General features: G+C 66.7%; 18 protein-coding genes. 13 read left to right on the forward strand and 5 right to left on the reverse strand.

Annotated elements, in window-relative coordinates; translation table 11 throughout:
• Positions 1-77: 77 nt before the first annotated feature.
• The 4 genes from ACP7AX_RS17565 to ACP7AX_RS17580 all read left to right on the forward strand — a co-directional run bounded on the left by ACP7AX_RS17565 (position 78) and on the right by ACP7AX_RS17580 (position 6,186).
• On the forward strand, positions 78-1,853 hold the full coding sequence (locus ACP7AX_RS17565; protein WP_426228260.1) for an FAD-dependent oxidoreductase: 1,776 nt from the start codon (positions 78-80) through the stop codon (positions 1,851-1,853).
• Complete coding sequence (locus ACP7AX_RS17570; protein ID WP_426228262.1) at positions 1,837-2,703, forward strand: hypothetical protein; 867 nt, start codon at positions 1,837-1,839, stop codon at positions 2,701-2,703. The genes ACP7AX_RS17565 and ACP7AX_RS17570 overlap by 17 nt, the downstream gene beginning before the upstream one ends.
• A gap of 238 nt (positions 2,704-2,941) precedes the next feature.
• The gene (locus ACP7AX_RS17575; protein ID WP_426228264.1) at positions 2,942-4,309 is read left to right on the forward strand and encodes a pectate lyase family protein; all 1,368 of its coding nucleotides are present in this window, start codon (positions 2,942-2,944) and stop codon (positions 4,307-4,309) included.
• Entirely contained in the window at positions 4,309-6,186 is a 1,878-nt protein-coding gene (locus tag ACP7AX_RS17580; RefSeq protein WP_426228266.1) for a pectinesterase family protein, read from the forward strand. Before ACP7AX_RS17575 ends, ACP7AX_RS17580 begins: the two co-directional genes overlap by 1 nt.
• Before the next feature lie 50 nt (positions 6,187-6,236).
• Here the strand turns inward: ACP7AX_RS17580 and ACP7AX_RS17585 are convergent, their stop codons facing one another.
• Positions 6,237-6,542: a hypothetical protein gene (locus ACP7AX_RS17585; RefSeq protein WP_426228268.1), complete on the reverse strand. Its 306-nt coding sequence runs from the start codon at positions 6,540-6,542 to the stop codon at positions 6,237-6,239.
• Between the two features lie 126 nt (positions 6,543-6,668).
• Positions 6,669-7,103 (reverse strand): CBU_0592 family membrane protein, encoded by a 435-nt coding sequence (locus tag ACP7AX_RS17590; RefSeq protein WP_426228270.1) that lies wholly within the window; start codon positions 7,101-7,103, stop codon positions 6,669-6,671.
• 103 nt (positions 7,104-7,206) lie between these two features.
• Here ACP7AX_RS17590 and ACP7AX_RS17595 point away from each other — a divergent pair, with 103 nt between their 5' ends.
• Positions 7,207-8,130 carry a LysR family transcriptional regulator gene (locus tag ACP7AX_RS17595; RefSeq protein ID WP_426228272.1) on the forward strand — a complete coding sequence of 308 codons (924 nt, stop codon included), beginning with the start codon at positions 7,207-7,209 and terminating at the stop codon, positions 8,128-8,130.
• 64 nt (positions 8,131-8,194) lie between these two features.
• On the opposite strand, the gene ACP7AX_RS17600 is transcribed toward ACP7AX_RS17595, so the two are convergent.
• Positions 8,195-9,646: a DUF222 domain-containing protein gene (locus ACP7AX_RS17600; protein WP_426228274.1), complete on the reverse strand. Its 1,452-nt coding sequence runs from the start codon at positions 9,644-9,646 to the stop codon at positions 8,195-8,197.
• Positions 9,647-9,831: 185 nt separating this feature from the next.
• Between ACP7AX_RS17600 and ACP7AX_RS17605 the strand changes: the two genes are divergently transcribed.
• Both ACP7AX_RS17605 and ACP7AX_RS17610 read left to right on the forward strand, forming a co-directional pair.
• Positions 9,832-10,383 (forward strand): hypothetical protein, encoded by a 552-nt coding sequence (locus tag ACP7AX_RS17605; RefSeq protein WP_426228276.1) that lies wholly within the window; start codon positions 9,832-9,834, stop codon positions 10,381-10,383.
• Positions 10,380-13,223 (forward strand): ATP-binding cassette domain-containing protein, encoded by a 2,844-nt coding sequence (locus tag ACP7AX_RS17610; protein WP_426228278.1) that lies wholly within the window; start codon positions 10,380-10,382, stop codon positions 13,221-13,223. Before ACP7AX_RS17605 ends, ACP7AX_RS17610 begins: the two co-directional genes overlap by 4 nt.
• Before the next feature lie 362 nt (positions 13,224-13,585).
• Here the strand turns inward: ACP7AX_RS17610 and ACP7AX_RS17615 are convergent, their stop codons facing one another.
• Positions 13,586-14,263: a TetR/AcrR family transcriptional regulator gene (locus ACP7AX_RS17615; protein WP_426228280.1), complete on the reverse strand. Its 678-nt coding sequence runs from the start codon at positions 14,261-14,263 to the stop codon at positions 13,586-13,588.
• Between the two features lie 92 nt (positions 14,264-14,355).
• On the opposite strand from ACP7AX_RS17615, the gene ACP7AX_RS17620 reads away from it, so the two are divergent.
• From ACP7AX_RS17620 to ACP7AX_RS17640, 5 genes are read left to right on the forward strand one after another with little or no spacing between them, the layout of a single operon-like run.
• Complete coding sequence (locus ACP7AX_RS17620; RefSeq protein WP_426228282.1) at positions 14,356-15,087, forward strand: DUF4386 domain-containing protein; 732 nt, start codon at positions 14,356-14,358, stop codon at positions 15,085-15,087.
• 56 nt (positions 15,088-15,143) lie between these two features.
• Positions 15,144-15,434 (forward strand): hypothetical protein, encoded by a 291-nt coding sequence (locus tag ACP7AX_RS17625; protein WP_426228284.1) that lies wholly within the window; start codon positions 15,144-15,146, stop codon positions 15,432-15,434.
• Positions 15,431-16,402 carry an NAD-dependent epimerase/dehydratase family protein gene (locus ACP7AX_RS17630; protein WP_131683058.1) on the forward strand — a complete coding sequence of 324 codons (972 nt, stop codon included), beginning with the start codon at positions 15,431-15,433 and terminating at the stop codon, positions 16,400-16,402. The genes ACP7AX_RS17625 and ACP7AX_RS17630 overlap by 4 nt, the downstream gene beginning before the upstream one ends.
• Entirely contained in the window at positions 16,399-16,950 is a 552-nt protein-coding gene (locus ACP7AX_RS17635; protein WP_426228287.1) for an SDR family NAD(P)-dependent oxidoreductase, read from the forward strand. Before ACP7AX_RS17630 ends, ACP7AX_RS17635 begins: the two co-directional genes overlap by 4 nt.
• Positions 16,923-17,147 (forward strand): hypothetical protein, encoded by a 225-nt coding sequence (locus ACP7AX_RS17640; RefSeq protein WP_426228289.1) that lies wholly within the window; start codon positions 16,923-16,925, stop codon positions 17,145-17,147. The genes ACP7AX_RS17635 and ACP7AX_RS17640 overlap by 28 nt, the downstream gene beginning before the upstream one ends.
• A 96-nt stretch (positions 17,148-17,243) precedes the next feature.
• On the opposite strand, the gene ACP7AX_RS17645 is transcribed toward ACP7AX_RS17640, so the two are convergent.
• Positions 17,244-17,843 carry a hypothetical protein gene (locus ACP7AX_RS17645; protein WP_426228291.1) on the reverse strand — a complete coding sequence of 200 codons (600 nt, stop codon included), beginning with the start codon at positions 17,841-17,843 and terminating at the stop codon, positions 17,244-17,246.
• Between the two features lie 200 nt (positions 17,844-18,043).
• Here ACP7AX_RS17645 and ACP7AX_RS17650 point away from each other — a divergent pair, with 200 nt between their 5' ends.
• Positions 18,044-20,692 carry a Tat pathway signal sequence domain protein gene (locus tag ACP7AX_RS17650; protein ID WP_426228292.1) on the forward strand — a complete coding sequence of 883 codons (2,649 nt, stop codon included), beginning with the start codon at positions 18,044-18,046 and terminating at the stop codon, positions 20,690-20,692.
• Positions 20,693-20,795: the final 103 nt, after the last annotated feature.

Here is a 20,795-nt window from a genome sequence, read left to right on the forward strand (position 1 = left end):
AAACGGCCCTTGTCCCCATTGTCCCAGCGCGAGTATCGTGAGCGTCACCGAACCCTTGAACCGGAAAGACGGCGGCCATGGATGACTCGGTTCCGATCTTGCTGATTGCCACCACAGACCCGGATTCGCGGCGGATTCTCGAAGATGAGTTGCGCCGCCGCTACGGTGCCGACTACGAGGTGGTGGTCTGCGCCGGCTACGCCCACGGGCGGGCGGCGCTCGAGGGGCTCCGGCGCTGGAACCGTCCCGTGGCGCTCATCCTCGGGTGCTACGGCCCGGCTGACCGCGGTGGCCTCGATTTCCTCCGGCGCGCTTATGGCTTCCACCCGGCTGCCAAGCGTGCTGTTGTGGTGACATGGGGTGACTTCGCCAGCGCCCCCACCATCTTCCACGCGATCGCGCAGGGCCACGCCGAACTGCTGATGATCCGTCCCGAAAAAGCGCGTGACGAAGAATTCCATGGGGCGATTACCGACGCCCTCGACGACTGGCATCTGGCCCAGGGGGTGGGATTCGAGGCGGTCCGGCTGATCGGGGAGGTCGGCGACGAGCGGACCCATATGTTGCGTGACAACCTGAACCGAAACCACATCCCGGTGGGCTTCCACGCTGTCGGGACCGAGACCGCGACGCGGACGCTCGAGGGCCTGGGCCTGAGCGACCCGGAGCTGCCAGTCATGGTGCTGCAGTTCACCGCTGCACCCGTTGTCCTGGAGAACCCCACTGACCTGGAGATTGCCGAAGCGGTGGGGGTGACGCGGCCGCCACCGCCGGACAAAATTTTCGATGTGGTGGTGGTGGGAGCCGGTCCCTCCGGACTCGCAACCGCCGTATATGCCTCCTCCGAGGGCCTCTCCACCATGGTGGTGGAAGGAGAAGCCGTGGGGGGCCAGGCCGGCACCAGTTCGCTGATCCGCAACTACCCCGGCTTCTCCCGGGGTGTGAGCGGGGCACACTTGGCCTATCGCTCATTCCATCAGGCCTGGACCCTTGGCACGGACTTCCTGTTCCTGCGGAAGGTAGTGGGGCTCGGCGCGGACGGCGCACTCCACACCGTGGCGATTTCCGATGGCAGTCTGGTGCGGTGCCGCACGGTGGTGGTGGCCACCGGGGTGGACTACCGCCGCCTCGGCATACCCCAGCTGGAGAATCTGGTCGGCAGGGGTGTCTTCTACGGGGCCACGGTCTCCGAGGCGCCGTCAATGACCGGAAAACACGTCTGTGTGGTGGGTGGCGGCAACTCGGCCGGACAGGCGGTCCTGCACCTTGCCAAATTCGCCAAGAACGTGACGCTGCTGGTGCGCGGACCCACCCTGTCGATCACCATGTCGGAATACCTCATCTCCCAACTCGAAGCCACCCGGAACGTCGCCATCCGCTACAGCACCATGGTGGTGGGGGCCCGCGATCAGGACGGGTTCCTTGCCGCCGTCAGGCTCGCCCCGTCCGGAGCCACCGACGCAACCCCCAGCGATGAGGTCGAAGCGGCCGGCCTGTTCGTGCTGATCGGTTCAATGCCGCGGACGTCCTGGCTGCCCGACACCGTGGAGCGTGACCCAGCGGGTTTTCTGCGCACCGGCGCCAGCCGGGATGCCGGTGACGGATCCGTCAGGCCGGACAGGCCGAGCAGGCCGCCGTTGGCGCTGGAAACCAGCATGCGCGGCATTTTCGCGATCGGCGACGTTCGGGCCGGTTCAATCAAACGGGTGGCCACGGCAGTGGGGGACGGCGCCACCGTGGTCTCGATGCTTCACACCTACCTGGCCGAAAACCCACTGCCTGGCCCGCCCCCAGCCCCCGGTGGTGAGGCGGCCACACCCGAGGAGGTGCCCAGTGATGTCCGTCCCAACTGAGGCCACACCGCTGATTCCGCAGATGCGGCGGCTGCTCTACGCCGCTGCGTTCCTCGTGTTTCTTGCCGGGCTGGTGCTGTTCGTGTTTCCGCTCCGGACTGCTGAGTTCTTCGCCTGGACAGTCACTCCGCCCATGACCGCGGTCTTCCTCGGGGCGGCCTACTGGGCGAGTGCCGGCCTGGAGGTGGCGGGCGCCCGTTCGGCGGGCTGGGAGTCAGCGAAGCTGGCGGTCTGGCCGGTGTTCATCTTCACCACACTGACCCTCGGAGTCACCCTGCTTCATCTGGATCGCTTCCACTTGTCGCCAGAGAATGCCCTCCTCGCCCAGATAGCCACCTGGGCATGGCTGGCAATCTATGCCATCGTGCCCGTGGCGATGCTGGCCGTCAGCTTGCTGCAGCTACGGCGCCGGCGGGCTGCCGCAACGTCCGTAACGGCGGGACGGCCAGCACTGCCCCCTGCCCTACGGCTGCTCATGCTGGGGATAGCCGGAGTACTGCTGGTCTACGGCGTGGCGCTCCTAGCAGTGCCCCTTCCAGCCGCAACGTGGTGGCCGTGGCAGCTGTCCGAGCTCACAGCGAGGGCTGTCGGGGCGTGGTTGGTGGGTCTTGGGTGGTCGGCCGCGCAGGGCCAGTTCAGGAGTGACCTCCGCACGGTCCGCCCCGTGGCCCTGACCTCCGTGGTCTTCGTCATTCTGCAGGCAATCGCCCTGCTGCGATACGGCGGCACCCTGACCTGGCCAAGCGCTCAGGCGATCGGCTTCGTCACCGTACTGCTCGCCATTGGAGTGGCCGGCGCCTGGGCACTCGCACTGTCCCGTTCACCGGTGGCGCGGCCTGGAATTGCCTGAGCGGTTTGTAGGAATGCTGCACGTGAATCACGACGGCGGCACCTCCCGCCGTCGAACGTCGCCGCCTCGAACTCACCCGTTCGCGTCTTTGACGTGCACAAACAGTCACGGCGGCAAAAGCCGGGGGTTGTCGAGAAACCGGTTTCTCGGTAGTGTCCTTCTCAGCGCACCGAAGTGACCGTCGTCATAGCAGCCGCCGGACCGGAGCGCAGTTCATTCCAATGACGGAAGAGAGAACATGCGAAAACGTAACTACTTGTCCATGTCCGCAGCCTTGGCCGTGGCAGGAGCGCTGATCGTTTCGGCTCCGGCCAGCGCCTCTCCCAACCCGCTGGCGGACCCGGCCGCCCAGACAGCCCAAACTCCGCTGGAGCGCCAGGTTCTACCCCAAAGTGACGGCTGGGCATCCGCGGGAGCGGGCACCACCGGAGGATCGGCCGCTGAGGCCGCCAACGTTTTCGACGTCTCCACCAAGGCCGAACTGCTCGCCGCCTTCGCAGCGGCAGGCACCCAACCCAAAATAGTCCGGGTCCACGGCACCATCGACGCCAACACGGCGCCGGACGGCTCGGCGCTGACCTGCGAAAACTACGCCGCGGGCGCCGGCTACCACCTGGAGCAATATCTTCAGGACTTCGACCCGGCCACCTACGGCCGCAGCGAGGAGCCCGCTGGCCCGCAGGAATCTGCGAGGCGCGTCGCCGCTGCCAACCAGGCGAAATCCATCCGCTGGGACATCCCCAGCAACACCACCATCGTCGGCGCCACCGCCGAGAGCAGCATTACCGGAGCGGCCCTCCGGGTCAACGGTGCCACCAACGTGATCGTCCGCAACCTCACCGTGCGGGACTCCGCAGACTGCTTCCCTGCATGGGATCCGACAGACGGTGCGGAGGGCAACTGGAACAGCGAATACGATCTGCTTCAGGTCATCAACAAGGCAACCCACGTCTGGATCGACCACTCAGCATTCACCGATGCCCCCAACCTCGACAGCGAACAGCCGGAGTACTTCGGCCGCCCCTACCAGGTGCACGATGGCGCCGTGGACGTCACCAACGGCTCGGACCTGGTGACCATGTCCTTCAACCGGTTCTCGGACCACGACAAGCTGCTGCTCATCGGCTCCACGGATTCGCCCACCCGCGGAGACCCCGGCAAACTGCGGGTCACCATCCACCACAACGTCTTTGAGAACGTCGGCCAGCGCGCCCCGCGCGTCCGTTTCGGCCAGGTGGACGTCTACAACAACCACTTCATCGGGACCGAGGACAGCACCGTCCCCTTCGAATACTTCCTGGGCGCCGGATTCGACTCCCACCTGTACGCCGAGGCGAATGCCTTCACGCTGCCTGCCGGGGTAGACGCCGCCGACACCATACGGAGGTTCAAGGGAACGTCGATCACCACCGTCGCGAACGCCGTCAACGGCAAGATCACCGACCTTCGCGCCGAGTACAACGCCGCTGCCGCGCCCGCAGACCAGCTGGCCGCCGACACAGCGTGGACGCCCACTTTGCGTACCCAGGTTCACCCGGCCCAGGCCGTCCCGGCACTGCTCCAGAAGTCCACCGGCCCGATCTTCACCGCGGGAGGGAACCTCTGATGGCCGCCATCTTGCCCAACCGGCGCACCATCCTTGCTACCTTTGCGCTCACAGCGGGAACCATGGCACTCTCGGGAACGGGCATCGCGAGCGCCCTCCCGCAAGCCAACAACGACCCCACGGGACCCCGCACCAAGCCGGTTATCTTCGTCGTCGGCGACTCGACGTCGTCGGCGTACCAGCACTCCGAGCGCCCCCGCGCCGGCTGGGGGCAGGCCCTCCCCCTCCTGCTGGGGCCACAGGCAACCGTGTTTGACTATGCATTGTCCGGCGCCTCCTCCAAGAGCTTCGCCGATGCCGGACTGCTGGACCGCGTTCTGGCCCTGATGCAGCCCGGCGACTACCTGCTGATCTCCTTCGGCCACAACGACGAGAAAGTGGCAGACCCTGCGCGGGGAACGCTACCGGATTCCACGTTCAAGGAGTACCTGGCCCGGTACATTGGCGGCGCGAAGGCACGCGGCGGCAAGCCCATCCTGGTCACCCCAGTGGAACGCCGCCGCTTCGATTCCTTCGGCAACGCCCGCGATTCCCACGGAGCGTATCCCCAGGCTGTGCGGGAACTCGCGGCAGCGTCCGGCACACCGCTGGTGGACCTGACGGTTTCCTCGAAGGAGCTGTGGCAGCAACTGGGCCCGGAAGGGACCAAGTCGCAGTTCCTCTTCCTGGCCCCCGGCGAGCACCCGCAGTACCCCGAAGGCTCCGAGGACAACACGCATTTCCAGGCCGCCGGGGCGCTGGCGGTGGCCCGGCTCGTGGCCCGCGAACTGCAGAACAAAGAGATCGTACCGCCGGGCTATTTCCTGAATATCAACGGCGGCGCCGACCCGCTGGTGGGGATGTACTGGCCCTCCGAGCGGCCCGTCGATGTCCCGGTAACGCTCGACGTCGGACCGGGCCGGGCGTTCGCCACCGTCCAGGCCGCTGTGGATTCCGTTCCCGCGGGCAGCCTTCAGCGGACCGTCATCAGGATCCAGCCCGGCACCTACCGGGAAGCCGTGAAAGTGCCGAGCAACAAACCAAGGATCTCTTTCATCGGGCAGGGCAGCAGGCCGCAGGACGTGGTCCTCGTGTACAACAACGCATCGGGCACCGCGAAGCCGGACGGCAGCGGGAACTTCGGCACGTCGGGGAGCGCGTCGGTCCGGATTGACGGGCCGGACTTTGTGGCCCGGAACCTGACCATCAGCAACGATTTCGATGAGGCCGCCAACCCAGGCATGAAGGACCGCCAGGCCGTCGCGCTGCACATCACCGCGGACCGCTCGGTGCTGTCCAACGTCAGGCTGCTTGGCAACCAGGACACCGTGCTGGTCAACTCACAGGGGGCAGGCGTTCAGGCCCGCTTCTACTTCGATGGCTGCTATGTGGAAGGCGACGTGGACTTCATTTTCGGCCGCGGGACTGCTGTTTTCAGCGGCTGCGAGATCAGGTCCCTGGACCGCGCCTCCACCAACAACGGTTACGTGTCCGCAGGGAGCCTGGATCTGTCGATCAAGTACGGCTACCTCTTCGACCGGTGCCGGCTGGTCTCGGACGCGGCCAAGAACACCGTCCATCTGGGCAGGCCGTGGCACCCGAGCGGTGACCCGAAGGCTGTTGCACAGGTTCTGGTGAGGGACTCCTGGCTGGGCGCCCACATTTCCAGTACCCCGTGGACGGACATGAGCGGCTTCTCCTGGCGCGAGGCGAGGTTCCACGAGTACAACAACCGCGGCCCCGGCGCCCAGGTGACCGCGGACCGCCCGCAGTTGCCCGGAGCTGAGGCGGGGAAGTACACGGTCAGGACCTACCTGCAGAGTACGGACGGCTGGGCGCCGCAGCTCGCCGGTTCGACGACGGACTGCAGCGTGGTGCCGTCGGAAGTCGCACCCTAGCTGCTGAGGCACGGAGTGCCCGGTTCCCATGACGGAAGCGGGCATTCCCCTCAGTGCTCCTGCGGCATTCCCCTCCGGCCGATTCGGTAACCCGCCCAAAAGGCCAGCATAAGAAGGCCCAGCACAACGATCGCCAGGCCAACCTGCGTCCCTTGGGTGACCAAAGCCGCCCCGTTGGCGGTGAACGTCGTATTGCTCAGCGGTGCATGAGCAACCCAGCCGACGTAATCCCTGTTCAACCATGCAATAAAGAGCCCCGCCAGTACCGCGGCCAGCCCGGCCAGAGGTACGACGGCGGCAGGGACCCTTGCGGGCCGGTGCGGTGTGGTTTCCTCGGGTGTGTCGTTTTCCCCCATGCAGGGGAGTCTAGCCGCGCAACGTGACCCTGATGGAAACCGGTTCTGCGTCGTCGGCAAGAGCCCGCAGTAGCACTCCAGACTGGAGCGGACGACGGCGGGTGGGACCCGCCGTCGTCCGCTCATTCAGTGCTGCGCAGCGCTGAAGACCGCCGAATCTCTGGTCCGGCCCTCACGGAGGCTGGCCTGGCACTCAGCCGCCCGTCCGGCGACGTCGCCGTGGACAGCGGACGTAATGGCCTCGACAACAGCGATCTGGCCGGTGGTGTCAGGGACGCCGGGAAACTGCACCTGCGGAGCTTCGGCTGCAGCGGTGGGCGCCTCGTTCGTGGCGCGCATGCGGAGGATCGCGATGGCCGAGATCAGGCACCAGGCGACGTTTGTGACCACTGAAGGCCATGCCTGGTGGACCGCACCGTTGATGATGAACGCACACGCACCGATGAGGTTGGCCACCTGGAAGCGCTTGCCGGCTTTCAGCCAGCCCATGGAGACTGACAGGTAGGCCGACAGGATCAGGACCGCTCCTGACCAGCCCGCAATTTCCCACAGCAGTTCCATGATGTCCCTTTCAGAGGTAATTGTGGTTTAACAGCAATTATGAGCAGGACGCACCTTTAGGGCAATTGCATTCCACTGAAGATATGGTTTAGAACTGCTTAACATGGATATCGATCCGCGCAGACTCCGCGTCCTCCTTGCGATTGCCCGCACCGGCGGAGTGCTCGCCGCGGCTGATGAACTGGGAATCAGCCCGTCGGCCGTCTCACAGCAGCTCACCAAACTGGAGGATGAGACGGGGCACGCATTGGTGGTGCGCACGCCCAAAGGCTCGGTACTGACGCCGGCAGGCCTTGCCGTGGCGGAGGCCGGCGAGGAGATTGAACGCGCTCTCAGCGTCGCCCGCGCCCGCATCGAAGGCGGTGCCAGGATCGCCGGGGTGGTCCGCGTGGGCGGATTCACCAGCTTTGTCCGGACGGTGCTGATCCCCCGCCTGCCTGAGTGGCGCGCCCTGTACCCGCAGTTGCAGATCCGGATTGTCGAGGACGATCTGCCTGCCCTGATGCGGCTTCTCCGCCAGCGCCAACTCGACGCCGTTGTGGTGGAGCTCGATTCGACGACGGCGGAGCAGCGTTCGCTTCCCGCCGGACTGACCGAGGAGCCACTGCTGGACGAACCATGGAAACTGGTGGTTCCGGCCGGGGCCCTGCTCACCACCGGGAACATCGACCTTGCCCGGCTCCCGCTTCCGTGGATCGGCGTCGAGCACTCAGCCGCGAACGCCTCGGTGCTCGGCCGGCTCCGCCAGTCAACGGGCACCCAGATGGAAACGGTGCATCAGTACCAGGAGACACTCACAGCCCTCGCCCTCGTCGCAGCGGGAGAAGGTATTGCGATCCTGCCTACCTTGGCGTTGAGTGGCGTGGCCCACGACGGGGTGGACGTCCTGGACGTCCCCGGCCTCGGAACGCGGCGCATCGTCCTCAGGCGGTTCGACAGGCGGCGGTCAACCACCACCCCGATGGACACCGTCGCACGCCTGCTGCGGGAATCGGCCGCCGCGTTCGATACCCGCACGGCATCCTAAAACGCCCGCGCTGAGCGGACGATGGCGGGACCTCCCGCCGTCGCAAAGTGACGCCGCTGGCGCGTCAGGCAGCGAGGCTGGTCAGGATGGCCTGTTCCAAGGGGCTGACGCTCATGGGCAGGCAGCCTGGTGGAATGAGTGGTGGCTCCCGGTCCGGGTGCTCTGCTGGATAGTACCGGCCGGTTGGTGAAATCCAACCGGGTGGCTCATTCTTGGTAGCCGCCGTTGGTGTCCAGGCCCACCGGTGTTTGAGCCGGTGGTGTTTCGGGCATGCCTGTCCAAGGTTGCTTATCCCTGTGGTCCCGCCGTGCTGCCAGGCGGTGAGATGATCCACGTCATTGTCGAGGCTCTGGTTGCTGCAGCCGGGGAAGGTACATGTGCCGTCCCGCAGCCTGAGCCATCGCTTCAATGCTTCCGGCAGCCGGTAGCTTTTCCGCCCGATTTCCAGCGGCGCGCCATTCCTCGGGTCTACCAGGACGCGGTAGAACGAGCTTGCACCGTCAGCAACCAGCCTTCGTGCCACCGATGGCGGGACCGGCCCCAGCCCATCGACCTCGCCAGGTTCGTCGGTGAGGCCGAGGAGCGAGAAGACGGGGAGTGTGAGCAGCAATTCAACTCTAGGGGAGGGCACTTCACCGATGTCCTGGTTCGCACTGCCCAGCAGCAGCCCTGCGGCAATGTCGGCGCGCAACTGGGTGAGGTTGCGTGATTCATGTGGGCCTTGAAGACCGCGGGCCAGGGCGGTGGTCTTATTCCAGATGGCGCATGCTGTTTCGCCGGGTAAGTAGAGCGAGATCCAGGCCATGCCGTCGCGGTCAGGGGCGTACTCCATCCGCCGGTCCGTCATGCTCTTAGCGTGCCGCTTTTCAAGGGACTCGGGGTGGTGGCGTTCGCGCCAAGTCCGGACCTTCCGGCGGAACCGGGCGGGCACCAACTCTCCGGGCGCGGCATTGTTGGCAGGGTTGGGGGCGTCCTTACCAAAGAAGTGCGCTTCCAGGGCGGAGGCTGCCGCGGGCGTGAGGCCGGTTGTTTCCTCGACCATGATGCGGGCATGCTGCCAGGCGATGCTGCCGGTCTGCAGCGCATCGAGTGCCGCCGGCAACGAGGTGGTCAGGGCGTGGGCTTCTCCAAGGAGGGCGGATGCGGCACGTTCGCCGATGGTGAGCACGCAAGCGACTTCTGCCACCAGGCTCATCTCCTGCGCCGACGCCTCGTACGCGCTGGCCGGCGGTGCCACCATCCCGGCTGCGGCCTCAGCGTAGGCGGCCACCAGCCGGACCTTCACCGCCGCCGTCGTGGCCTCGACCCGTGCCAGCACCCCTAAGCCCTCCAGGCACGCCTCAGAAAACTCCCGCATTGGATCGGCATCGGCATCGGGAACACGCATGGGCCCGGCCGGAGCCGCAGTCGGGCTGGCAAGAACACCGGCAAGCTCGTCAATCAGCCCGGCCACAGACGCAATGGCACCCGCAACAGCGGCCCTGCCTCCCGCATCGACAACCACACCGGTTTCCATGACCAAAGCATGGCAGGGGGGTCTGACAATTTGGGAAGTTCCTGATGGTGCTACTGGTGGGGAGGGCAATGCCCTGGTGGTCGCTGTGCGCTAAGGGCCTTGTGAGCTGCGCCGTTCCCGGTGACTTAACGTCACACAACGGGGCGGCATCCCGCTCAGGGCAGGCAACGCCCTACCCTTGACAGGTGACTTTGACTAAGATGCGCACCGCCGCCGCGAGCTCCCTCGCCGCCGCCGGTCTCCTGTTTACCCTCGCCGCCTGTTCCGCGCCGGCCGCCACCACGCCCACCACCTCCGCTCCGGCCTCGACCGCAACGGCTTCAGCCGCCGCCGGGCCGTGCGCCGGCGTGAAGGTCATCGTCGATTCCGGCTCCCTGAAGCAGGCTGCCGCCGATAAGTCCGTGTGTGTGCCCGTGGACGCGCCCACCGCCGCTTCCAAGGTGCTCGAAGAAGCCGATGTGAAGACTGAAGGCACCACCCAGTACCCCACCGAACTGGTGTGCCGTGTGAACGGTGTGCCCGCCGCGGACTTCGAGATCACCCACAAGGCCGGCACGTACAAGGAAGAATGCAAGGGCATGCCCGCCGCCTTTGCGTACTGGTCCCTCTGGGTTAAGCCCGACGCCGGAGCCTGGGCCTACGCCCAGGAAGGCCTCGCCACCCTGCAGGTGAGCCCGGGCCAGAGCCTGGAACTGCTCTTCACGGTCGACGGCGAACCGGCCGCCCCCGCGGCATGACCTTCCGACCCGCGCCGTTACGCGCGGCGGCAGTCCTCGCCGTCGTGTTCATCGCGGCGCGGGTCATCTACCGCGTCCTCTTTAACGGCGCGGGCATCGGTGAACCGCTCCTGCTCGACCTGCCCGGGATCCGGCTTCCCGCCCCGTACGCGCACGTGGTCCTCCTCGGTCCGGTCACCGCGCCCGGCCTGTGGGCGGCAGTCCTGTCCGCCCTGCCGATTGCCGGGATGTTCCTCGCTTTCGGCCTGCTCAATGCTTTTGTGGATGTGGCCCGCGGCTTCGTGCACCTGGCCCGCCGGGGCCCCATGCAGGGCCTGGCCCGGACCCTCGTGGTGGCTTGGGCGGCGCTTCCTGCACTTGCCGACGCCGTAACCTCCGTCCGCCTGGCCTTCCGGTTGCGCGGCGAACGCTTCGGCCCCCGCGCCCTGGTGCCAGTGCTCGAAAGAACCCTTGAGCACGCCAGCCGGGTTGCCGCGGCCTTGGAGCTGCGCGGCTTCGGGAGCCGGGCAACACACCACCCCGTGCGCGACGACGGCGGCCCTCTACTCGTGCGGGACGCACAGTTCCGCATTGGCGACGCCCGGGTCCGCGCCGCCGGATTCACGCCGTCGAGCGGGTCCATCACGGTCATCACCGGCCCGACCGGCTCCGGCAAATCCACCATCCTGCGGGGCGTCGCCGGCCTCCTCTCCCACGTTGACGGCGGCGAAATCTCCGGCACCGTCCGCGTCGTCGGAACGGACCGCGCCACCACGCCGCCGCGCAACACCGCCCGCCTCATCGGCGTGGTCCTGCAGAATCCCCGCGCCGCATTTGCCAGCACCCGGGTCCGCGACGAAATCTCCCTCGCCCTTGAGCTGCGCGGCATGGCATCCGCGAGCGCCAAGGCCCGGTTGCTGGAGGTCGCGGAGCGCATCGGGGTGACGGCCCTGCTGGACCGGAATATCAGCACCCTCTCGGCGGGCGAGGCAACGCTTGTGGCCATCGCCGCCGCGGTGGTGCAGCGCCCGGTCCTGCTTCTGGTTGACGAGCCCCTGGCCGACCTCGACACCTCAGCCCGCAGCCACGTCATCGCCGTCCTCAACGATCTCGCCCACCATGAGGGTGTCTGCGTCATCGTGGCGGAGCACCGGGCGGCGCAGTTAGTCCCGGTCGCCGATGCATGGTGGACCATCGACGACGGCGCCCTGGTGCCGGGTGCCGCTCCCTCCCCTTCTGCGCCACTCGAGGCCCGCCCAACGCCGGCGGCGCCAGCGGAGGAGGCGCCCGTGCTGACCGCGGCGAACCTCGCGGTGCACCGCAAGGGCAAGGTGCTGGTGCGCGAGGCGTCCCTGACCCTGCACCGCGGCGAAGTGGTGGCCCTGGTGGGGCCGAACGGGGCCGGGAAGTCGTCCCTCTTGGTGGCTCTCGCGCTGGGTGAGGGAACGGTCGACGGCGGCACTATCGATGGCGGCCGTGTCGCCCTCGTGCCGGATGCCTCAGACGACCTCTTCACCAGGGATACCGTGGCAGGAGAGCTCCGCGCCGCAGAGCGGCGTCAGGCTCGATCCAGGCGTCACGCGGTTCCTGGCACTGACCAACTTCCCCCAGTCTCCGCAGCCTCACACCTGGCCCGCCTGCGGGGTCACGTCCGGATTCCCATCGGGCACGAGCATCCCCGCGACCTCTCGGCGGGAGAGCGCAGGATACTTGCCATCGCACTGCAGACCATCGACCACCCCCAGGTGCTCATGATCGACGAGCCTACCCGGGGACTGGATCCGGCGGCGCGCACAGCCGTCTCGGCGGCGCTGCGGGCGGCGGCGGACTCCGGCGCCGCGGTCCTGATCGCCACGCACGACCTCGACTTTGCCCATGGCCTCGGCGCCCGGATCCTCCCGATGCGTGACGGCGTCGCGCCCTCTTCCGCGCACGCCAATGTACCTGAACCCGAAATCCTTCCTGCCCGGCAGGCACATGCCAGACCGAGGCCCCTGGTCATCGAAGAAACAGACACCCACAGCCCGGCGAGGAAGCACCGCATCCGGATGCCGCGCGGAGTCGAACTCGCAGTCCTTGCTGCAGCAAACCTGCTGGCTCTCGCGGCATTCTGCTGGCCCCTGCTCGCCGCCGCCCTCCCTCAGGATGCCGCCGCGGCGCTCCCCTACGCGGCCCTGGCCATCGCACCGCTCGCCGCCGTCGCCGTCGTCGTTTCCCTGGATGGTTCGGTGCGCTCCGCTCACACGGTGGCGTTGCTCGGCGTCCTGGCCGCCGTAGGTTCCGCGGTGCGGGTGGCGAGCACCGGCGTCGGGGGCGTGGAGGCAGTGTTTATCCTGCTGATCCTGGCCGGCCGGGCCTTCGGTCCGCGTTTCGGCATGCTCCTCGGCGCCGCCACCATCGCCCTCTCCAGCGCCCTGTGGGGCGGCATCGGGCCGTGGACACCGTTCCAGATCTTCGCCTGCGCGTGGGTTGGCGCGGGGGCCGGCCTGCTCCCCCGCAGTGTGCGCGGCAAAGCCGAACTGTGGATGCTGGCCGGCTACGGGATAGTGGCGTCCTACCTGTTCGGCCTGCTGACCAACCTGTGGTTCTGGCCTTTCGCGGTGGGCGCCGGCACCGGCATCTCCTACGTGCCCGGCGCACCGCTGGGCACCAACCTCAGCAGCTTCCTGCTCTACTCGCTGGTGACGTCGACGGCGGGCTGGGACACCCTGCGTGCGGTCACCACCATCATCGGAATCGCGGTGGTGGGGCGGGCCATTCTCGCCGCGCTCCGGCGGGTAAAACCGGTCTCGGACCTGGGCGGACAGGCCGCGCAGGCCCAACCCGCCCAAGCGAGGGACCGGCTACGACTCAGGGTCTGAGGACATCTGGACTCCCACCTTTAAGTACTTCACCTCGGGGGGAAGTCCAGGTTTTGTCCATGGTGTGTTCTCTCTATTCGTAGCGGAGGGCGTAGATGCGTGGTCCGCTCATCTACATCGCCTTCATGGGGCCGATTTCGCGGGTGCGTTCCTGCACGCTCATGCCGATCTGGTCGGCGACGGTCTGGGCGGTGTAGCCCCGCCGGCCAGGTCGGTTTTGAGTGCGGCGACCTGTATCTACGGTGACGAGTTCCTCTTCGGACTCGACATCCTCCTTGACGGGCTCGAACAGAAACGGGAAACCCCTTCCGCCTAGGCCCCCGCAATACCTTGCTTCACCGGCTCTGTGGGCACCGCCAACCTCACCTTCCGGCGATTCCGTCGAGGACTTTGTGCAGTCCCCACGTGTACTGACCGGTGGAGACATAGGTGGCCATGACTGCTGCTGCGCCGGCGGAGAGCGGATAGGCGCCGGATGGGATCGCGGAAAAGCCCTCCAGTCGGGTGGAAATCCTTTCGGCTTCCGTAGCGCCATGGGCTCCGGTTCCCTCTGCTGCTTCGAGGGCTATCGAGCCGAACACGTAGACAATCAGCAGGTAGGAGGCCCGCGCAGCCTCGTCGGTGCCGAGCCCGGCATCGCGAAGGGTTTCCATGAGGTGTTCGTTCAGGGCAAGGGCCCGCGGGCCGTTCATGGGCCCGCCGATCATCAGGTTCACGGCTCCCGGATGAGCAGTCAGACGCGCCCGCAGTTCCAGCGCAAGTGATTCAATCCGCTGCCGCCACGGCACTTTACGGTCCGAAAAGACGGCGAGGTCCACCTGGCCGAGCAGGTGCTCGACGATGGCTTTCACGACTGCCGCCTTGTCGGGGAAGTAGGTGTAGACCGCATTCGGGGCGACCCCGACCCGTGCCGCTATCCCCCGGACCGAGGCGGCACCGACGCCTCCTTCGTCGAGTAGTTCGAGCGCGGCTTCCATGATTTCGTTTTCTGTCAGGATCCGGCGGGGACCGGGCCTGGAACTGCGAACCTGCGTGGTCATGAAATTCCTCTCTTGACTTTCTTCTGTACAGCGTACACGATTTGTACATCGTACAGTTTGTACGGTGTACAGAAATAGAAAAGGAGCGGAACATGAACACCTCAAAGACTCGGATCGTAACCGGCGGGATGTTCACTGTCAGTGCCCTGGCGTTCGCGGCTGCAGCCACGGCGCTGTCGGTCATGTTCGACTGGCCGGACGTGCTTCGGGAACCGGCCGACGTGGTGCTGCCTGCCTTTGCCGCCGGCGGTCCGGCCCTGGTCTGGGTCTGGTTCGCTACAGCCTGGACCTACGGGCTCCTAGCCGTGCCGATCCTGCTCCTCCCGACAGCCCTGGGCCTGCAGGAGCATCCAGTCCTAAAGGTTGCTACCGCCGCCGGAGCGGCCTCTGTGCTTCTGTCACTCATCGGGTTTCTGCGCTGGGTGTTTGTCGTCCCGGCACTGGCCGGCAGCTACACAACCGGGGACGAACAGACCCGCGCCGCTGTGGCTGCTGCCTGGACAGCCCAGCACCAGTTCGGTGGTGCGCTGCTGGGTGAGCATCTGGGCCAGCTGCTGGTGATCGGATGGTCTGTGGCTCTCAGCATGGTGATCCTGCGCAGCCGAATACTTCCCCGATGGATCGGTGGCATCGGCCTCGTCACCAGCAGTATCTATCTGCTCAATCAGGGCGACATCCTCGCCACAGCGGTCCCCGGCTTTCCCGTCTGGGACCTCGCCGGCCTGCTCGGCAGCACCGGATGGGGCCTCTGGTTCGCCGTGGTCGGCATCAGCATCCTGCTCAAGCGCTCAGCGGCCGCATCGACGACCCGCTCTCCGCGGTGATCGGCGGGGCCATCGCCGGGCTCATCATTGGCGCCGGCCTTTCCGACCTTGTCCTGATGGGAGCACTGAACGGGCTGATCCTGGGTGCCACTCAAGCATTTGCCCTGCCACGGCAGTTGGGTCCGCGCCGCTGGATCTGGGCAGCCGCAATGCCAGCCCTGTGGAGCCTCGGCTGGACCGTCACCACCCTGGCCAAAATCGCTGTCGATCAGCAGTTCATCGTCTTCGGCGCCAGCGGAGCCGTCCTCGTCACCGCCATCACCGGCCTCATCCTCAACCGGCTGCTGCCGGTCACCCCCGCCAACAAGCCCGCCATCGTCCCAACCAGCGCAAAGGTGCACTCATGAATTCCGGCCTGCACGTCGTCTTCGGCACCGGCGCTATCGGAATGGCTACGTTTGACGCACTCCGCCGCCGGGGCCGCACCGTCCGCCTGGTCAATCGATCCGGGCAGGCCACCGTGCCGGAGGGCGTGGAAGTCGTTGCGGGAGACGCCGCCGATCCCGTCTTCGCAGCCCGCGCAGCCCGGGGCGCCGCCGTCGTCTACCAGACGATGAACCCGCCCTACCACCAGTGGAGCGCACGGTTCCCCCAGCTGCAGTCAGCAGTGCTCGCCGCAGCCGGGGCCACCGGCGCCCGGCTGGTCAGCATGGAAAACGTCTACATGTACGGGCGCCCTGCAGGGCTCCCCCTGACCGAGGACCGAAGGAACAATGCCCATACAAAGAAGGGGCGCCTCCGCGCCGGAATGGCTGAAGAACTCCTCAAAGCCCACCGTGCCGGACGGGTGGAAGTCGCGATCGGCCGCGCGTCGGATTACTTCGGTCCCCGGGGCGGGGCACAATCCAATCTCGGGGACCGGGTCTTTCCCGCAGCCCTGGCCGGGAAAACCAGCACCGTCCTGGGCGACCGCCACCAGCCGCACACCTACACCTACATTCCCGACATCGGTGAAGGCCTCGCCGTCCTGGGCGAACACCCGGATGCGCCCGGGGAAATCTGGCACCTGCCCAACGACCCCCACACCCGCACCACCGGCGAACTCGTGCAGACCATCTACCGCCAGGCCGGACAGCCCCGCACCAGGATCCGTGGCGTCCCGCCTCTAGTCCTGCACGCCCTGGCCATCACGAGCCCGGTCGTGCGGGAACTCCTTGAAATGCAGTATCAGTTCGAAGAACCCTTCATCGTGAACAGCAGCAAAATCACCACAAGGCTCGGCATTACTGCCACTCCCCTGGATCAGGCCATCGCAGAAACACTCAGCAGTTACACCACCACCAGCCAGACCCACCGGGAACGAGCCCGATCATGAAACCGAACCACACCACCTCCATGGCCGGACGAACAGTGCTCGTCACCGGCGCCACCGGCGGCATCGGCAAAGCGACAGCCCACGGACTGGCACTGATGGGCGCCCACCTCATCATCACCGGCCGCGACCCCCAACGCACCGAAGAAACCGCCGAAACCATCCGCAGGGCAGCCGGCGGACAAGTGGACACCTTCGTGGCCGACCTGTCCTCCCAAACCCAGCTCCGAGGGTTGGCCCACGAACTCCTAAACACCGTTCCCCGGATTGATGTCCTGATCAACAACGCCGGCGGCTACTGGAACACCCGCCACACCACAGCCGACGGGCTCGAGCGCACCTTCGCCCTGAACCACCTCGCACCGTTCCTGCTCACCAACCTGCTCCTGGACCGGCTGGACCAGAGCGGCTCCGCGCGGGTGATCACCGAAGACTCCAAGGAACCGGAATCACCGCCAACGCCCTCCACCCGGGAATCGTCAGCACCGGCTTCGGAGCCGAGGACCCCGGGCTCGCCCAGCGCATGCTCGTCCCGCTCCTGCGGCCCATGATGCTCACGGCCGCACAAGGCGCTGCCACCCCCATCCACCTCGCCTCCGCACCCGACCTCGAACACGTCAGCGGCCTCTTCTTCGCCAAACGCGCAGCCCGGCAATCCTCCAAAGCCAGCCACGACCAGACCACCGCAAAACGACTATGGAACGTCAGCGCCGAAATGACGGGTCTTACGACTACGGGATCCTTATGAGGAGGCAGCCTCCCCTCAGACCTTCAGTCAGCTACGTCCCCTGACCGATGACAGCTCTGAGACGCGGGGTGAGGTTTTCTTATCGCTCCAGCGCGTCTATCGAGACTGCAGAGCATCCAGGGCCACTGCCATCGCCGCCGCAACCCGGCCATCGAGCCGTGCGCCCGGAAGGGTGACGAGGTAGCGGTCGCGCAGTGACCGCCCCCGTTCCGATGTCATGAGCACTTCTCCGTTCGAGTCAACAAAGTCGAAGTGGAAGCGGAATGGTGAAGGGATCACGTCTCCAAGAGGTGTCGCTTCCCAAACGCGACGGCCGACGGCGATGCCGAGGCTGCGTTCACTTCCGGTGACTTGAAGCCCGGACGATTCGAGGTGCCAGGTTGACCGCAGCAGGGACTTGCCAAAGTCTTTCCGGAAGCTGCCGATCGGTTGTCCATTGGCGTCCAGCACGTCATACGTCGCGGCGAGGTCAAGGCGTTGCCGCGCTTTGAAAGAGAAGAGCGGCACGGTCCGTGATTCGTCCTCGTAGAACGTCACCTGCTCCTTGAAAGCGGCACGCTTCTGCTGGGCAACGGCGAGCAGGTGCCCAGGTTGCCCGTCTGCTGCCGCGGAACGTATTTCGTACCGATTCACCATCAATGTGAGCTTCTGCGTCACGGTGAAACGGTCGATGCCCTGGGAAAGGTCTGCCGTCATGCTTCCTCCTGGTTGGGGGCGAATCTCGAACAGTTCGAGATTCGATTATGCCGGTGTCCGGAGGGGATTCCGAAGGGCAGGCTTCGGGACGGGTCTTGCGGTGACGGATCCAACCGGACTAGGTTGAATCGATATAAGAAATCGCTTTCCCATGCTCTCGTGGCGTGTGCCAGGCAGCGGTTCACAGCGAATTGGACACGATGACTGTAAACACCACGCTCAGGTGGATCGACGGCGACGCACCTTTCGAACTCAGCGGCGGAACCACCTGGGGGATGCCGTTCGCCCGCGGCGCCCTGCCCGGCTCGGATGCCGTGGCGGTCCATGACTCCTCCGGGCAACGGGTGGCCAGCCAGGCGTGGCCGCTCGCTACCTGGCCTGATGGCTCGCTGAAGTGGGCGGGTGTTGCCCTGCCGGCTACTGATTCCCCGTCCCCCGAGTACCGGGTGACGTCCGACGGCGGCGCCGCACCCGCGGCGGACACCGCACCGGCAGCCCCGGTCACGGAAGTCACCGTCACCGAGGACGCTGACAGCCTCACGGTGTCCACTGGCACGCTGGACATGGTCATCCGGCGCAGCGGGTCCGCCCTTTTCAGTACGCTCTCCCGCGGCGGCACCGTGGTGTCCCGCGACGGCCGGCTGGTCAGCCTGCGCCAGGACAGCCTCGTGGACGGCCCGGGCAGCGCCAGCCGGGAGGCATTCACCGGCGAGGTGGCCGCCGTCGTGCTTGAACAAAGCGGGCCCGTCCGCGCCGTAGTGCGGCTCGAAGGCCGCCACCGGCCGGACAACCAGGCCAGCGGGACGCGCAGCTGGCTGCCGTTTGTGGTGCGGTTCTACTTTTACGCCGGCGCGCGCAGCGTGAAGATGGTCCACTCGTTTATCTGGGACGGCGAGGCCGAACAGGACTTTCTGGCCGGCCTGGGCGTCCGCTTCACCGTGCCGCTCGAGAGCGAACTCCACAACAGGCACATCAGGATCGCCGGTGCGGACGGCGGCTTCCTGACCGAAGCCGTGCGCGGACTGACCGGGCTCCGCCGCGACCCCGGCGAGGACGTGCGGAGGGCGCAGTTGGCCGGCAAACCCACCCCTCCCCTGCCGGACTGGAGCGAGCTGGTCTCCCGCAGGCTGCACCTCATTCCGGCGTGGAACGATTACACCCTTAGCCAGCTAAGCGCCGACGGGTTCGAACTGCGCAAGCGCACCGCGGCGGGCCACGCGTGGGTGGGCATTTCCGGCGGAACACGCGCCTCCGGTTTCTGCTCACTGAGCGATACCCGCGGCGGCCTGGGCGTGGGCATCCGCGATTTCTGGCAGTCGCACCCCGGACAGCTGGACATCCGGGACGCCGCCACGGATGAGGCGTCACTGACGGCCTGGCTCCACTCACCGGAAGCGCAGCCCATGGACCTGCGGTTCTATCACGACGGCCTGGGACAGGACACCTTCGATGAGCAGCTCGAAGGCCTGGAGATCACCTACGAGGACTACGAGCCCGGTTTCGGCAACCCCACCGGCATTGCCCGCACCCATGAATTAACACTGTTTGCCCACGGCTCCACGCCCGCCACGGAAAGCCTCGCAGCCGATGCATTGGCCGCATCCACGCCCGCCCTGCTCCAGGCCACCCCGGAGTACCTTCACACGGCGCGGGTCTTCGGCGACTGGGCGCCGGTGGACCGCAGCACCCCGGCACGCGCTGAGCTCGAGGACCGGCTGGACTTCCTTTTCGACTTCTACGCCGGCCAGGTGGAGCAGCGCCGTTGGTACGGGTTCTGGAACTACGGCGATGTGATGCACACCTACGACTTCGACCGTCATGTGTGGCGTTACGACGTGGGCGGCTACGCGTGGGACAACTCCGAGCTCTCCCCCGACCTGTGGCTCTGGTATTCGTACCTGCGTTCCGGCCGGGCCGATGTGTTCCGCTTTGCCGAAGCCATGACCCGGCACACCGGCGAGGTGGACGTGTATCACCTGGGCCCGTGGCGCGGCCTGGGTTCCCGCCACAACGTCCAGCACTGGGGCTGCAGCGCCAAGCAGCTGCGCATCAGCACCCCCGCTTACCGCCGGTTCTACTACTACCTGACGGCGGACGAACGGACCGGGGACCTGCTGACCGAACTGGTGGACAGCGACCAGAACTTCCTTGGCCTGGACCCGGTCCGCAAAGTAAGGGCCGACGCCGATACCTACCGGCCGGACAGGAATGCCCTGGGTGTCGGGCTGGGAACGGACTGGGGTTCGCTGGCAGCCACCTGGCTGACCGACTGGGAACGCACCGGCAACCCGCGCTCCCGCGACCGGCTCCTGGGAACCATGGCCGATATTGGCGCCCTGAAGTACGGGTTCCTCACGGGCGAGGCGCTCTACGACCTGGACAAGGGCCGGTTCGACACCGGGCGCGAACGGATCCAGGTTTCCCACCTCTCGGCGGTGTTCGGGCTGGTGGAAATCTGCAGCGAACTGGTGGACCTGGTCCCGGACACGGCTTTCGAGCAGGCGTGGCTGCAGTACTGCCGGCTGTTCCTGGCCACCGAGGAGGAACAGATCGACGCCGTAGGGCAGCCGTTGCCCGGGATCTACCTCACCCAGGCCCACAGCAGGCTGAGCGCCTACGCAGCAGCCCGCCTGGCGGACCCGGCCCTGGCGGCCCGGGCATGGGCGAGTTTCGCCGAGGGCGGCGAACTCCTGAACCATGAGGCGGCTTTCACCCTGCGCACCATCGAACCTCCGTACGTGCTGCTTCCGGTGGACGAAGCCCCCACAGTCTCCACCAACGACGCATCCCAGTTCGGTCTGGCCGTGATCCAGAACCTGGCACTGATCGGCGACCACCTCCCGCGCTGACCGCCCGGGCCTTCAGGACACTGAAGGCCCTGCATCAGAAACGAAGTCACCGAAGGTTTGATGGGCTGAATCGGCGCCGCCTTGAAGGTCACAGTGGGAGGAA

The organism is Pseudarthrobacter sp. DSP2-3-2b1, from assembly GCF_049895945.1.
GTDB lineage: Bacteria > Actinomycetota > Actinomycetes > Actinomycetales > Micrococcaceae > Arthrobacter.